We start from the raw sequence: 13,814 nt of genomic DNA on the forward strand, positions 1-13,814 counted from the left end.
CAAGGTCCACGGATCCGCTGCCGTGTTCCCGGTGAAGGGGGACGTCGTCTGTCATGGCCGTCACCGTCGTACGTTTCAATCTGGTCGACCCCGCGGCGACGCCCGAGTCGCTCTCCGCCCGCTACCGCGCCGCCGTCGAGATGGCCGCGTACGCCGACGACCGGGGCCTGACCACCGTCCAGACCGAGGAGCACCACGGCGCCGCGAACGGCTGGCTGCCGTCGCCGTTCGCGTTCGCGGGGGCGGTGTTCGGGGCGACGCGGCGCATTGCGGTGACCGTGTCGGCGATCATCGGCCCGCTGCACGATCCGCTGCGGCTCGCGGAGGAGATCGCCGTACTGGACCTGCTGAGCGGCGGCCGCCTGGTGACCGTCGCCGGGATCGGCTACCGGCCCGAGGAGTACGCGGCGTTCGGCGTGGACTGGGCGCGGCGCGGGGCGCTGCAGGACGAGCTCCTGGAGACGCTGCTCAAGGCGTGGACCGGCGAGCCCTTCGAGTTCCGCGGCCGCACGGTCCGGGTCACGCCCCGGCCGTACACGCAGCCCCACCCGCTGCTGCTCGTCGGCGGTTCGTCGAGGCCCGCGGCGCGGCGGGCGGCCCGGCTCGGCCTGCCGTTCTTCCCGAGCGCGCACCTGCCGGACCTGGACGCGTACTACCAGGAGAAGCTGCGGGAGTACGGCACCGAGGGCTGGACGATGATGCCGGGCGCCGAGACACCGCTGCTGCACATCTCGGAGGACCCGGACCGCACGTGGGCCGAGTACGGGGAGCACTTCCTGCACGAGGCGCGGACGTACGCCTCCTGGCAGTCGAAGGACATCACCTCGGCGGTCCGCTCGGGGGCGGGCAGCGTGGCGGAGCTGCGGGCCGAGGGCGTGTACCGGGTGCTCACCCCCGACGAGTGCGTGGCCCTGAGCGAGAGCGGCGGCCCCGACAGCCTGATCCTGCACCCGCTGTGCGGCGGCATGCCGCTCGACGAGGGCTGGCGCTCCCTGCACCTGTTCGCGGAAAGGGTCATGCCCCGGCTCAAGGACTGAGCCGGGGCACGACCGGACTGGAGAGAGGGCAGCGGGGTTTTAGCCCATCTCCTCCAGGGTCTTGCCCTTCGTCTCCCGCACGAACTTGAGGACGAAGGGGATCGACAGCGCGGCGAACGCGCCGTAGATGACGTACGAGCCGGTCAGCGACCACTCGGACATGCTCGGGAAGGTCTTGGTGATCGCGAAGTTGGCGAGCCACTGCGCGGACGCGGCCACACCGAGCGCGGCGGCGCGGATCCGGCCGGGGAAGATCTCACCGAGCAGCACCCAGACCACGACGCCCCAGGAGAGCGCGAAGAAGAGGACGAAGGCGTTGGCGGCGACGAGCGCCACGATGCCCTGCGTGTCCGGCAGCGAGACGTTGTCGCCGGAGCCGGACCGGTACGAGAACGCCCAGGCCATGGTGAACAGGGCGATCGCCATGCCGGCGGAGCCGATGAGCGCCAGCGGCTTGCGGCCGATCCGGTCGACGAAGATCATCGCGATGACCGTGCCGACGATGTTCACGATCGACGTCTCGAACGAGTACAGGAACGAGCTGGTCGGGTCGTGCCCGATCGACTGCCACAGCTGGTTCGAGTAGTAGAAGATCACGTTGATGCCGACGAGCTGCTGGAACACCGAGAGCCCGATGCCGACCCACACGATGGGCAGGAAGCCCACCTTGCCGAGCAGGTCCTTGAAGGTCGGCTTGTGCTCGCGGCGCATCGCGTCCTCGATCTCGGCGGCGCGCGCGTCCGCGTCGATGCCGGTGCCCTCGACCTCGGTCAGCACCTTCTTGGCGTCGGCGAGGCGGCCGACCGAGATCAGGTAGCGCGGCGACTCGGGGATCGCGAAGGAGAGCAGTCCGTAGAGGACGGCGGGGACGAGCATCACGCCGAGCATCCACTGCCAGGCCTCGAGCCCGGCGAGCTCACCGCGCTGGTCACCGTCGGCCATGTTGAGGATGCCCCAGTTGACCAGCTGCGAGACGGCGATGCCGATGACGATCGCGGCCTGCTGGAACGAGGCGAGCCGGCCGCGGTACGCGGGCGGGGCGACCTCGGCGATGTAGGCCGGGCCGATCACGGAGGCCATGCCGATGCCGATGCCGCCGACGAGGCGCCACAGCGTCAGGTCCCAGGCGGCGAACGGCAGGGCGGAGCCGACGGAGCTCGCGGCGAACAGCACCGCGGCGATCTGCATGCAGCGGATACGGCCGATGCGGTCGGCGATCCGGCCGGCGATGGCGGCGCCGAGGGCGCAGCCGAGCAGGGCGGTGGCGATGATCCAGCCGAGCATGTTCGCGTCGACGTCGAACCGGTGCTGGATGGCCACGGTCGCTCCGTTGATCACGGAACTGTCGTAGCCGAACAGGAAGCCGCCCATCGCGGCCGCCGCCGTAATGAAGATGACATGGCCGAGATGGTCCGGCTGCGGACTTCTGGCCGCCTGCGGGGCCTGCGATGTGCTCGTCACGTGTACTCCTCGGGCCACCGGCCACAGCGCCGGGGTGGGGGTAGAGGCACCTTCCAGTGGCGCACAACTTCAGGCCGCTCACCACTTGAAGGTAAAAACAACGTTGCAGAGACTATGCCTTCAAGTTTCGAAGTCAATAGGTGCAGAGCTATGAGTTTTTAAGCATGCGAGATCACTTCAAGTTCAAGGGTTGAACTTACAAAGGGGGAATCGGGCGGATCGGTCAGCCCGTGCGGGCGGCGGCGGCTCAGCTCAGCCGCTGACTGATCACCTTCGAGACGCCGTCGCCCTGCATCGATACGCCGTACAGCGCGTCCGCGACCTCCATGGTCCGCTTCTGATGCGTGATCACGATCAGCTGCGAGGACTCCTGCAGCTCCTGCATGATCCGGATGAGCCGCTGCAGATTGGTGTCGTCGAGCGCCGCCTCGACCTCGTCCATCACGTAGAACGGGCTGGGCCGCGCCTTGAAGATCGACACGAGCATCGCCACGGCCGTCAGCGACCGCTCGCCGCCGGACAGCAGACTGAGCCGCTTCACCTTCTTGCCCGGCGGCCGCGCCTCGACGTCGACGCCCGTGGTGAGCATGTTGTCCGGGTCCGTCAGGATCAGCCGCCCCTCACCGCCCGGGAAGAGCCGCGAGAAGACGCCCTCGAACTCCCGCGCCGTGTCGTGGTACGCCTCGGTGAAGACCTGCTCGACCCGCTCGTCGACCTCCTTCACCACTTGAAGCAGATCGGCCCGGGTCTTCTTCAGGTCCTCCAGCTGCTCGCTCAGGAACTTGTGCCGCTCCTCGAGCGCCGCGAACTCCTCGAGCGCCAGCGGGTTCACCTTGCCGAGCTGCTGGTAGGCCCGCTCGGCCGCCTTGAGCCGCTTCTCCTGCTCGGCCCGCACATACGCCGTCGGCCGGTTCCGCGGATGGTCCGGATCCTCGGGCAGCTCCTCGCCCTCGGCCGGCGGCGACGGCGGCACGGGCTGGTCGGGGCCGTAGTCCGCGACCAGCCCCGCGGGCTCCACGCCCAGCTCCTCCAGCGCCTTGGTCTCCAACTGCTCGATCCGCATCCGCTTCTCGGCGCCGAGCACCTCGCCCCGGTGCACCGAGTCCGTCAGCTTGTCGAGCTCGGCCTTCAGGTCCCGGCCGGCGTTCCGCTCCGCCGCCAGCTCCCGCTCCCGCTCCGCCTTGGCCGCCTCGGCCGCGACCCGCTCCTCCTCGGCCCGTACGACGGACACCTCCACGTGCGCAAGGAGCTGCCGGGCACCCGAACCGACCGCCGCCGCGACCGCCGCCTCACGCCGCAGCCGCGCCTTGCGCTGTTCGGCCCGCGCCCGTGCCTCGCGCTCCGCGCGCGCCGCCCGGTCCAGGCCGTCGGCGCGTCCAGCGAGCCCCTTCACCCGCTCCTCGTGCGTCCGCGCCTGCAGCCGCGCCTCCATCTCGGTCTGCCGCGCATTCGCCCCGTCCGCGGCCAGCCGGTCCCGTACGGACGTGTCGGGCTCCTCCTCGACCGGCAACTCCTCGGCCACGGCGAGCCGTTCGGCCAGTTCCTCGACCTCTTCGAGGGCCCGGTCCAGGGCCTCCTGCGCGCGGGCCGCCGCCGCGACCGACCGCTCGGCCTCGCCCGCCGCACCACGCGCCTGCCCGGCGAGCCGGCCGAGCTGCTGCGACACCGCCGACTTCTCCCGGTCCGCGGCCCGCCGCCGCTCCCCCAACTCCTCGACAAGCGCGGCACAGGCACGCCGCCGCTCCAACGCCCGGTCCTGCTCCTCGGCCAGCGCCTCGCACCGCAAGCCGAGCTCCTCCAGCTCGGCCGCCGCCTCGTCCACCGACGCCTGCACCTCGATCAGGCTCGGCGCCCCGGCCGACCCGCCCTGCGCGAAGTGCGCCCCGAGCAGGTCGCCTTCGGCGGTCACAGCGGTCAACTCGGGCCGCGCGTAGACCAGATCCTCGGCGTCCTCCAGCGTGCCGACCACGACGACCCCGCGCAGCAACCGCCGCACCGCGGGCATCAACTCCTCGGGCCCGCGCACCAGTTCAGCCGCGAACGGCGCCCCTTCGTACTGCTTCTCCGGTACGTCGTCGGGGGCGCCGCCGAGCAGGACGGCCGCGCGGCCCGCGTCCTGCTTGCGGAGCAGCCGGATCGCCTCGGCGGCCGTCGCCGGGGTGGACACGGCGACCGCGTCGGCCGCCGCCCCGAGCGCCGCGGCCACCGGCACCTCGAACCCCGGTGTCACGGTGAGGAGTTCGGAGGCCGGGCCGAGCAGTCCGGTGAGCTGTTCCTTCGCCGCGAGCAGGGCGCCCGTACCGTCCTTGCGCCGCAGGCCCAGGGCCAGCGCCTCGTGCCGGGCCGCCGTCGCCGCCCGCTTCCGCTCCGCCGCCGTGGCCGCCTCCCGGGCCGCCGTCAGCGCCGCCTCGGCGTCGGCGAGGTCCCGCTTCGCGGTGTCGTGCCGCTCGCCGAGCTCGGAGTCGTCGGCGTCGAGGCCGTCCACCTCCGCCTTGAGCTGCTCGTACTCCTCCTGAGCCGCGGCCGCCCGCTCCTGCGCCTCGTCCCGCGCCGCCGCCAGCCGGTCGATCTCGGCCTGCGCCGAAGCGGCCCTGCTGCGGGCCGCGTTGACCTGACCGTTGAGGCGCGCGAGACCCTCACGGCGGTCGGCGATCGCCCGCGCCACGTCCTTGAGGCGGGCCTCCTCGCGCGCCAACTCCCGCTCCAGCTCGGACCGGTGGGCGACGGTGTCCTCCAGGGCCCGCTCGGCCGCCTCGAGCGCGGCCTCCAACTCGGCCTCCTGCTCGCGGATCCGGGCGGCCTCGCGCTCCATGTCCTCCGGGTCGCGGCCGCGGCGCTCCTCGGCGGGCGCGGAGGTCGCGCTCTTCACGCGGGCGTCGGCGAGCGAGATCGTGCCGCGCACCCGCTCGGCCAGCTGGGACAGCTCGTACCAGGTCTGCTGGGCCCGCTGCAGGCGCGGGGCGAGCCGGCGCACCTCGCCCTCCAGCTCGGCCTCCCGCGCGAGCGCCGCCTTGAGCCGCGTCTCGGCCTCCTCCTTGCGCCGCTTCAGCTCCGCCTCGTCGGCGACCTCGGTGCGCAGCGCCTCCCGCAGCGTGACCAGGTCGTCGGCGAGCAGCCGCAGGCGGGCGTCGCGCAGGTCGGCCTGGATGACCGCGGCCCGCCGGGCGACCGCGGCCTGCCGGCCGAGGGGCTTGAGCTGCCTGCGCAGCTCGTCGGTGAGGTCCTGCACACGCGCGAGGTTGGCCTGCATCGCGTCCAGCTTCCGCAGCGCCTTCTCCTTGCGCTTGCGGTGCTTGAGCACACCGGCGGCCTCCTCGATGAAGGCGCGGCGGCCCATCGGATCGGCGTGCAGTACGGAGTCGAGCTGGCCCTGTCCGACGATCACGTGCATCTCGCGGCCGATGCCGGAGTCGGACAACAGCTCCTGGATGTCGAGGAGTCGGCAGGTGTCCCCGTTGATCTGGTACTCGCTGCCGCCGTTGCGGAACATGATCCGCGTGATGGTGACCTCGGCGTACTCGATGGGCAGCACGCCGTCGGAGTTGTCGATGGTCAGCGACACCTCGGCCCGGCCGAGCGGGGGCCGCCCGGTGGTGCCGGCGAAGATGACGTCCTCCATCTTCCCGCCGCGCAGCGACTTGGCGCCCTGCTCGCCCATGACCCAGCTGAGCGCGTCCACCACGTTCGACTTGCCGGATCCGTTCGGTCCGACGACGCACGTGATGCCCGGCTCGAAGCGCAGTGTGGTCGCCGAGGCGAAGGATTTGAACCCGCGCAGGGTCAGGGCCTTGAGGTGCACGCCGCCGGACTTTACCTTTCGGGCTCGCCCCGACTCCATGAACCGCCGCGTCTCAGAGCATGAACGCGCGGTTTCACCGCGGAAGGTGCAGGGCACATCAGACGTTGAGGGGAAAACGAAGGGGGCTGGGGACAGGGCAAAGAAAAAGGGACGCCGAAGCGTCCCTTGCAGATCTTCTCAAGCGGCTGACACGGGCAGCCCCGAGTGATGCCTCACGCGGCAGCAGCTCAGGTCAGCGCAGGCTCCGCCTGGGGTACGTCGATGCTCTCCAGGAACGAGTCGCCTTCGTGAGAAGCGGCAGCAGTGGACAGCGCGTCGTTCTCGGCCTGGATCCGCACGAGCTCGGATTCCAGGTCCTGGACACGCTGCTGGAGCCGTCGCATCTCGGCGAGGAGTCGCGGGTCGGAGCCGCCGACGTAACCGAGAAGCGCCTTTGCCATGATGGATGGTCCTCCACACTGAGTGACCGACCGAATCGGTGTGGGTCGTGAGGGAAGCACCCGCGGTGAATGGCACTGCATGTTTTTACTGCGTTCCCACATGCCAAACAGCTAGGGTGCGCGGGGACTTCCAGAGTCTCACCAAAAAGTTTGACGGTCAACACGATCACACCCCGTATTGGCGGGCGACCCGGGGGCGCGCGGCCTGGGAACGGGCGGCGCTGCTCTCCTTCGGGGCCCTGGGGGCGTGGAGATCATTCTTATCCGCGCAGCCTGGCACGACAAGCCTTTATTGGCAACCACCAGGCCGTTTCCGTCCGCGACTTCGGCAACTGCGGCTCCCGGGCGTCGCGCCGGACGCCCGGTCGCCGCCCTCCCTCACCGGATGGCGAAGGTGTCGTAGATGCCCCGGGGCGTGTCCCAGATCTCAGTGACTCCGGCGACCTCGCCGGGTGTGTCGCCCTCGCGAAGCCAGTCGAGCAGTGCGTCACATCCCTTACGGGTCCCCTCGGCGACGACCTGTACGCGGCCGTCGGCCAGGTTGAGGGCGAAGCCGACCAGTCCGCCTATCTCGAGTGCCTTCGCCCTGGTGAACCAGCGAAAGCCCACTCCCTGTACTCGTCCGCGTACCCAGGCGGTGAGCCGTACCTCTTCGTTCATGTGGGAAAGCTAACCGGCCAATTGCCGCTGAGGCACTTCGCCCCCACATTCTCTTCACGTACAGTCGCGAAGGCTTGGCCTCACTCGTACGGGTGAGTCACACGGACCTCAGGGATCAGGAAGGCCACGAAGATGGGACGCCACCGACGCGTCGGCGCCGCGGGCGCGGGCGAAGAGCAGCACTCGGCGGACCCCGCACGCGCGGGCGCCGGGCACTCGCACCGCCGCGCGAAGCGGGCAGGCGTGCCGGTGCGCACCGGCCTGCTCGGTGTCTCCGCCGCCGTGGCGATGGGCGCCGTGGCCGTCGCCTCCGGGCTGATACCCGGCGACGCCTTCACGGGCGGGGACGACAGCGGGTCGAGCCGCGTCCAGTCGGCGAGCAGCCCGTCCGACCTGGCGACGCAGGGCGAGTCCACCGAGAGCCCGGACCGTACGGAGAGCCCCGCGAGCCGCGGCTCCGAGCGCCCCGAGCCGTCGAAGACCTCGTCGTCGCCGTCCCGTACGGCGAAGCCGTCGAAGACCCCGTCGCCCGAGAAGTCCACGCCGGCCGGCGGTACGACGGAGAAGAAGACCACCGAGCCGACGACCGAGGCGCCCGCCAAGCCCGAGGCGTCCGTGCCGGCCAAGCCGTCGCAGTCCCCGGACGACGGCCAGGGCGCCGAGGCCGAGGTGCTGTCCCTGGTCAACCAGGAGCGCGCGCAGGCCGGTTGCAGCCCGGTCAAGGCCGACCCCGCGCTCGCGGACCTGGCCGCCGACTTCAGCCAGGACATGGCCGAGCGCGGCTTCTTCGACCACACCGACCCGGACGGCAACACCCCGTGGGACCGCGCCGAGAAGGCCGGTGTGTCCAACCTCGGCGGTGAGAACATCGCCCGCGGCCAGGCGAACGCCCAGTCCGTCATGGACTCGTGGATGAACAGCCCGGGCCACCGCGCGAACATCCTGAACTGCGAGTACAAGACCCTCGGCGTGGGCGCCCACTTCGCGTCGGGCGGCCCGTGGTGGACCCAGGACTTCGGCTTCTAAGAGGTACGGAGCCGCTGACGCGCCGGCCGCGGCGGGCGCTGGCAGCGCGGGCAGAAGTAGCTGGACCGGTTCATCCACGGGCGGCGGCGCATCGGGGTGCCGCAGCGCCGGCAGGGCTCGTCCTCCCGCCCGTACGCGTCGAGGGACCGCTCGAAGTAGCCGGACTCGCCGTTCACGTTCACGTACAGGCTGTCGAAGCTGGTGCCGCCCACGGCGAGCGCGGCGTTCATGACGTCGCGGATGTGGCCGAGGAGTTCCGTCGTGCGGGGGCGCGTGAAGGTGGCCGTGGGGCGCTCGTAGTGCAGCTTGGCGCGCCAGAGCGCCTCGTCCGCGTAGATGTTGCCGACGCCGCTGATCAGCGACTGGTTGAGCAGCGCCCGCTTGATCGTCGTACGGCTGCGGCGCAGGCCCTGGTGGAAGGCCTCCTCGTCGAAGGCCGGGTCGAGCGGGTCGCGGGCGATGTGCGCGATGACGTCGGGCAGGCCGTCGGCGGTGGTGCCGTGCAGGGAGAGCCCGCCGAAGGTCCGCTGGTCGACGAAGCGCAGCTCGGTGCCGAGGTCGTCGTCGAAGCGGACGCGGATCCGCAGGTGCTTCTCGTCCGGCGCGTCCTCCGGCTGCACCAGGAGCTGGCCGCTCATGCCGAGGTGCGCCAGGATCGCGTTCGGCGAGTCGGCCAGCGGCAGCCACAGGTACTTGCCGCGCCTCCGGGCCTCGCCGATCTCGTGCCCCTTGAGCCGGGCGGCGAAGTCGGGCCCGCCGGCGAGGTGGCGGCGCACGGCCCGCGGATGCAGCACGTCGACGTCGGTGACGACGCGGCCGGAGACCCAGCGCTCCAGTCCGCGACGGACGACTTCGACCTCGGGCAGTTCGGGCACGGGTCCTCCCCGGTACGTGTGCGGATGCACGGCGATACGTGTCGGCGACACGTGTGGATGCAACGGCCGACGGCCCGCCCCGTGCGACACGGGACGGGCCGTCGTACAGCCTGTCTGCGGAAGGCCCGCGGCTCGGTTCGGGCGTCAGGCCTTGGCCGATTCGGGGGCGCTGTCGGCATCCGCCCCTTCGGCCGCCGCCTTGGCCCGCTCGTCCGCGGCGGCGCGAATGGCGCGCCAGGCGGACTCGGCGGCCTGCTGCTCCGCTTCCTTCTTGCTGCGACCGGTGCCGGTGCCGTACGAGACGCCTCCGACGCGGGCGGCAGCGGTGAAGGTCTTCTCGTGGTCGGGGCCGGTCTCCGAGACGAGGTACTCGGGCACGCCGAGGCCCTCCGTCGCGGTGAGCTCCTGGAGGCTGGTCTTCCAGTCCAGTCCGGCGCCGAGGTTGGAGGACTTCTCGATCAGCGGGTCGAAGAGCCGGTGGACCAGCTCGGACGCCGCGTCGAGGCCCTGGTCGAGATAGACGGCGCCGATCACCGCTTCGAGGGTGTCGGCGAGAATCGATGCCTTGTCCCGGCCGCCCGTGCCCTCTTCGCCCCGGCCGAGCCGGATGAAGGCGCCGAGGTCGAGCCCGCGGCCCACCTCCGCCAGCGCACGCGAATTGACCACCGCGGCCCGCAGCTTGGCCAGTTGGCCTTCGGGCAGGTCGGGGTGGGTGCGGTACAGCGTGTCCGTGACGACGAGGCCGAGCACGGAGTCCCCGAGGAACTCGAGGCGCTCGTTCGTCGGCAGGCCGCCGTTCTCGTACGCGTAGGAACGGTGGGTCAGTGCACGCACCAGAAGGGCGGACTCGAGCTTGTACCCGAGCCGCCCTTCCAGAAGCGTGTGGGACGAGGCCGTGTTCTCCGCCTGCTTCTTGGCGTTCGCCGTTTTGCCGGCATCCGCCGTTTTGTGGCTAGACACGGTGCCTCTCACCAGCCGCTCAGACCTCGAGGACCTGGCGCTTGTTGTAGGTGCCGCAGCTCGGGCACGCGATGTGCTGCTGCTTCGGCTCCTGGCAACGCTCACACGAAACCAGGGGGGTGACCGCAGCCTTCCACTGCGACCGGCGGTGGCGCGTGTTGCTGCGCGACATCTTCCGCTTCGGAACAGCCACGGCTACTTCTCCTGCTTCTCGTCGACGCCAGCTTCCGCTTCGGCGCCGCTCATCTCGTCCTTCTCGCCGTCCTGGAGCGAATCAGCGAGTCCCTGCAAAGCCGCCCAACGAATGTCGACGGCGTCGTGGTGGTGGTCCGGGTCGTCAGCGAGCCGCACACCGCATTCGGCGCACAGACCCGGGCAGTCGTCCTGGCACACCGGCTGCATCGGCAGTGCGAGCACCACCGCATCGCGCAGCACGGGCTCGAGGTCGAAGAGTCCGTCCTCGAGGGGGGTCATGTCCTCGTCCTCGGCGTCGTCGGCCGGTTCCGCCTGCTTGCTGCGGCCACGGTCGTCGGCGTCGGGGTACGTGAACATTTCCTGGAAGTCCGCTTCGAGCTCACGCTCCAGCGGCTCCAGACACCTTACGCACTCCCCCTCGACCCGTGCACGGGCGGTGCCTGTGACAAGCACCCCTTCCATGACGGACTCGAGCCGCAGCTCGAGCTCGACCGGAGCGCCGCCGGGCACTCCGATGACTCCCTGGATCCCGAAGATCGCGTCTCCGGAGGGGGCGTCGATCGTGCGGGTCAGCCGCTGGAGCGCACCGGGACGCCGACCCAGCTCGTGTGTGTCGAACACGAGGGGGTTGCGGTGGTCGAGGCGGGCGTTCAGGGCTCTTCCTGCTTTCGATCATCGAAGTCTCGGGGAGGCTGACCCCGCGTTCTGAGCGGCCAGCCGGGTCGCGGGCGTGGAAAACCGACGCAGCGCACGCGCGACCGAAGAGCCAGGATACTGGACCTTTCGCTGTCGGCCCAATCCACCCTCTCCTGGCTGGCCACGGCCGTTCACTGCCCCGGGCCGCGCCCCTGCTCGTACTCCCGCAGCTGGTCGACGCTGATCATGCTCGTGTCGAACAGGCTGGTCTCGTCGAGCGCGGGCGCCTGCTGCTGCGCCGGGTCCGCCTGCTGCGCGCCGTCCTGGTAGATCCCCTGCGCGGACCCGAGCGGCCCGAAGTCCTGCTGCCCCGGCTGCTGATATCCGTACGGGTCCTGCTGCTGGTACGCGTACGGATCCTGCTGCGCGTACTCCTGCGGCGCCTGCCGGTACGCGTACGGGTCCGGCTGCTGGTAGCCGTACGGGTCCTGCGGGGCGTACTGCTGCTGCGCCGGGACGGGGGCCGGGGCGGCCGGGGGCGGCGGGGGCGGGGTCTGCGGCTGGGGCGGCTGGTACTGCGGGTGCTGCTGGGGCTGGTCCGGGACCTGGTGGGACTGGGGCTGGTGGGACTGGGGCTGGTGGTTCAGCTGGTCCGGCAGTTGCTGCTGCTGCGGGAGTCGGGGCTCGGCGAGGTCCGCGAGGTAGTCGGCGTCGCTGGCGAGGTGCTGGTGGCCGCCGTGCTCGTCTACGGGGCCGAGGTGGCCGAGGTCGTCGGTGGCGACGCGGCCCTGGAGCTTCTGCCGGCCACGGCCGACCGCCTCCAGGGTCTTCGACAGGACGGCCTCGAAGGCGCCGAGCTTGACGTCCACATACGCGTCCGCGCGCTGGCGCAGGGTCTCCGGGTCGTGGCTGCGCTCGGGGGCCTCGGTGAAGTCCGGGTCCTCGTACCCCTGGGCGTCCAGGCCCTGGCCGGTGCCGAGGAGTTTCTCGCGGCCCCGGCCGACCGAGCCGAGGGTCTTGGTGAGGACGACCTCGAAGTTGGCGAGCTTGGAGTCGACGTACTCGTCGGCCTCCTGGCGGATCTCCTCGGCCTCGGCACGGGCCTTGGCGAGGATGCGGTCGGCCTCTTCCTGGGACTGGCGGGCGACGGCGGTGTCGGAGATCAGCGAGCCGCGCTCGGCGCGGGCCGACTCGATGATGCGGTCGGCCTCCTGCCGGGCCTGTTCGACCAGCTGCTCGCCGCTGCCGATGACCTGCTGGGCCTGGGCGAGGGAGCCGGGGAGGGCTTCGCGGACCTCTTCGAGCCGACCGAGCAGCTCGGCCCGGTTGACCACGCACGAGGCCGACATCGGCATGGACCTGGCGCCCGCGACCGCTTCGACGATCTCGTCCAGCTTCTTCTGCACGTCCACCGTGTGCTCGCCACTCTCTGCCTGCTAGGTGTCTCTGCCCGGTTGGGAGACGGACAAGGCGACTGTAAGGGCAGCGGCCGTCCCACCGACACCGACTGACGGTACGTCAGCTGTGCGGGGGCGGTCCGGGACCGTCCGCCCAGGTCCTGGGCGGGGGTGGTCAGTTCTTGTGGGCGAGGCGCTCGCTGAGGGCCGTGTGCACGAGCGGCGGCACGAGGTGCGAGACGTCACCGCCCCAGGCCGCGACCTCCTTCACCAGCGAGGAGGAGAGGAAGCTGTACGTCGGGTTGGTGGGGACGAAGAGGGTCTCGACGCCCGACAGGCCGTTGTTCATCTGGGCCATCTGCAGCTCGTAGTCGAAGTCGCTGACGGCGCGCAGGCCCTTCACGATCGCCGGGATGTCGCGCTGCTTGCAGAAGTCGACGAGCAGGCCGTGGAAGGCCTCCACCTCGACGTTGCCGAACTCGGCGGTGACCTGGCGGATCAGCTCGATCCGCTCCTCGATCTCGAACAGGCCCTTCTTGGACTGGTTGATCATCACCGCGACGTGGACCACGTCGTAGAGCTTGGAGGCGCGGGCGATGATGTCGAGGTGTCCGTTGGTGATGGGGTCGAACGACCCCGGACAGACGGCGCGGCGCAACTGAAGTCCCTCGCTCTCGGGTCCTGACGATGCCTTCATGAGGTGGTGTCCTCGCTGGTCGAGGCGGCGCGACCGTACCAAAACGTGCCCTCGCCGTAGCGCCGGGACCTGAGCCCCTCGAAGCCGTCCGGCCAGCCGAATTCCCCGCCTCTGGTACTGCGCTCCACTGTGATGAGCGCTTGCTCAGCGAGCCAGCCCTGGGCACGGAGTGTGAGCAGGATCTCCCGAAGATCGTCGTCGCTCACCGCGTACGGCGGGTCGAGGAACACCAGGTCGTACGGCTCCTGCGGGGGCGGGCCCGCGATGACGGACGCGGCCTTGCCGGCCCGCACCTCGGCGCCGGGGAGGGCGAGCGTCCTGACGTTCTCCCGGATCGTGCGGACCGCGCGGGCGTCCGTCTCGACCAGGAGCGCGTGGCCCGCGCCGCGCGACAGGGCTTCGAGGCCGACGGCGCCGGAGCCCGCGTACAGGTCGAGGACGCGCTCGCCTTCGAGGGGGCCGCCGAGGAGCGACTGCCAGGTGGAGAACAGGCCCTCACGCGCGCGGTCGGAGGTGGGCCGAGTGCCGTTGCCCGGTGGTACGGCCAGTCGGCGTCCACCGGCGCGGCCGGCGATCACGCGGGTCATCTGCGTCCTTCGAGGTCAGAGGGGTGGGGAGGGGTCGGGGAAGG

General features: G+C 71.0%; 13 protein-coding genes. 2 read left to right on the forward strand and 11 right to left on the reverse strand.

Annotated features, from left to right (window positions below):
- Nucleotides 1-53: 53 nt before the first annotated feature.
- Nucleotides 54-1,037: an LLM class flavin-dependent oxidoreductase gene (locus tag ACIDOF_RS00155; RefSeq protein WP_409003512.1), complete on the forward strand. Its 984-nt coding sequence runs from the start codon at nucleotides 54-56 to the stop codon at nucleotides 1,035-1,037.
- A gap of 39 nt (nucleotides 1,038-1,076) precedes the next feature.
- On the opposite strand, the gene ACIDOF_RS00160 is transcribed toward ACIDOF_RS00155, so the two are convergent.
- From ACIDOF_RS00160 to ACIDOF_RS00175, 4 genes are all read right to left on the reverse strand, one after another.
- Nucleotides 1,077-2,498 carry a sugar porter family MFS transporter gene (locus ACIDOF_RS00160; RefSeq protein ID WP_409003513.1) on the reverse strand — a complete coding sequence of 474 codons (1,422 nt, stop codon included), beginning with the start codon at nucleotides 2,496-2,498 and terminating at the stop codon, nucleotides 1,077-1,079.
- 247 nt (nucleotides 2,499-2,745) lie between these two features.
- On the reverse strand, nucleotides 2,746-6,297 hold the full coding sequence (gene smc, locus ACIDOF_RS00165) for a chromosome segregation protein SMC (RefSeq protein ID WP_409003514.1): 3,552 nt from the start codon (nucleotides 6,295-6,297) through the stop codon (nucleotides 2,746-2,748).
- Nucleotides 6,298-6,524: 227 nt separating this feature from the next.
- A complete protein-coding gene (locus ACIDOF_RS00170; protein WP_409003515.1) occupies nucleotides 6,525-6,737 on the reverse strand; it encodes a hypothetical protein in 213 nt (70 codons plus the stop codon).
- 378 nt (nucleotides 6,738-7,115) lie between these two features.
- Complete coding sequence (locus ACIDOF_RS00175; RefSeq protein ID WP_409003516.1) at nucleotides 7,116-7,397, reverse strand: acylphosphatase; 282 nt, start codon at nucleotides 7,395-7,397, stop codon at nucleotides 7,116-7,118.
- A 132-nt stretch (nucleotides 7,398-7,529) separates the two neighbouring features.
- Here ACIDOF_RS00175 and ACIDOF_RS00180 point away from each other — a divergent pair, with 132 nt between their 5' ends.
- Nucleotides 7,530-8,423 (forward strand): CAP domain-containing protein, encoded by an 894-nt coding sequence (locus ACIDOF_RS00180; protein WP_409003517.1) that lies wholly within the window; start codon nucleotides 7,530-7,532, stop codon nucleotides 8,421-8,423.
- Here the strand turns inward: ACIDOF_RS00180 and mutM are convergent.
- The 7 genes from mutM to rsmD all read right to left on the reverse strand — a co-directional run bounded on the left by mutM (nucleotide 8,420) and on the right by rsmD (nucleotide 13,770).
- A complete protein-coding gene (gene mutM / locus ACIDOF_RS00185; RefSeq protein WP_409003998.1) occupies nucleotides 8,420-9,298 on the reverse strand; it encodes a bifunctional DNA-formamidopyrimidine glycosylase/DNA-(apurinic or apyrimidinic site) lyase in 879 nt (292 codons plus the stop codon). The genes ACIDOF_RS00180 and mutM overlap by 4 nt on opposite strands.
- A 144-nt stretch (nucleotides 9,299-9,442) precedes the next feature.
- Entirely contained in the window at nucleotides 9,443-10,270 is an 828-nt protein-coding gene (gene rnc, locus ACIDOF_RS00190) for a ribonuclease III (protein WP_409003518.1), read from the reverse strand.
- A gap of 7 nt (nucleotides 10,271-10,277) precedes the next feature.
- Nucleotides 10,278-10,451: a 50S ribosomal protein L32 gene (gene rpmF / locus ACIDOF_RS00195; protein ID WP_030676011.1), complete on the reverse strand. Its 174-nt coding sequence runs from the start codon at nucleotides 10,449-10,451 to the stop codon at nucleotides 10,278-10,280.
- 2 nt (nucleotides 10,452-10,453) lie between these two features.
- Nucleotides 10,454-11,107, reverse strand: coding sequence for a YceD family protein (locus ACIDOF_RS00200; protein WP_409003999.1), 654 nt, complete (start codon nucleotides 11,105-11,107; stop codon nucleotides 10,454-10,456).
- Nucleotides 11,108-11,280: 173 nt separating this feature from the next.
- Nucleotides 11,281-12,501, reverse strand: a complete 1,221-nt coding sequence (locus ACIDOF_RS00205) for a cell division initiation protein (protein WP_409003519.1) — start codon at nucleotides 12,499-12,501, stop codon at nucleotides 11,281-11,283.
- Between the two features lie 160 nt (nucleotides 12,502-12,661).
- Entirely contained in the window at nucleotides 12,662-13,144 is a 483-nt protein-coding gene (gene coaD / locus ACIDOF_RS00210; protein WP_409004000.1) for a pantetheine-phosphate adenylyltransferase, read from the reverse strand.
- A gap of 35 nt (nucleotides 13,145-13,179) precedes the next feature.
- Complete coding sequence (gene rsmD, locus ACIDOF_RS00215) at nucleotides 13,180-13,770, reverse strand: 16S rRNA (guanine(966)-N(2))-methyltransferase RsmD (protein WP_409003520.1); 591 nt, start codon at nucleotides 13,768-13,770, stop codon at nucleotides 13,180-13,182.
- Between the last annotated feature and the right edge of the window lie 44 nt (nucleotides 13,771-13,814).

Source organism: Streptomyces sp. Da 82-17, from assembly GCF_046098215.1.
GTDB lineage: Bacteria > Actinomycetota > Actinomycetes > Streptomycetales > Streptomycetaceae > Streptomyces.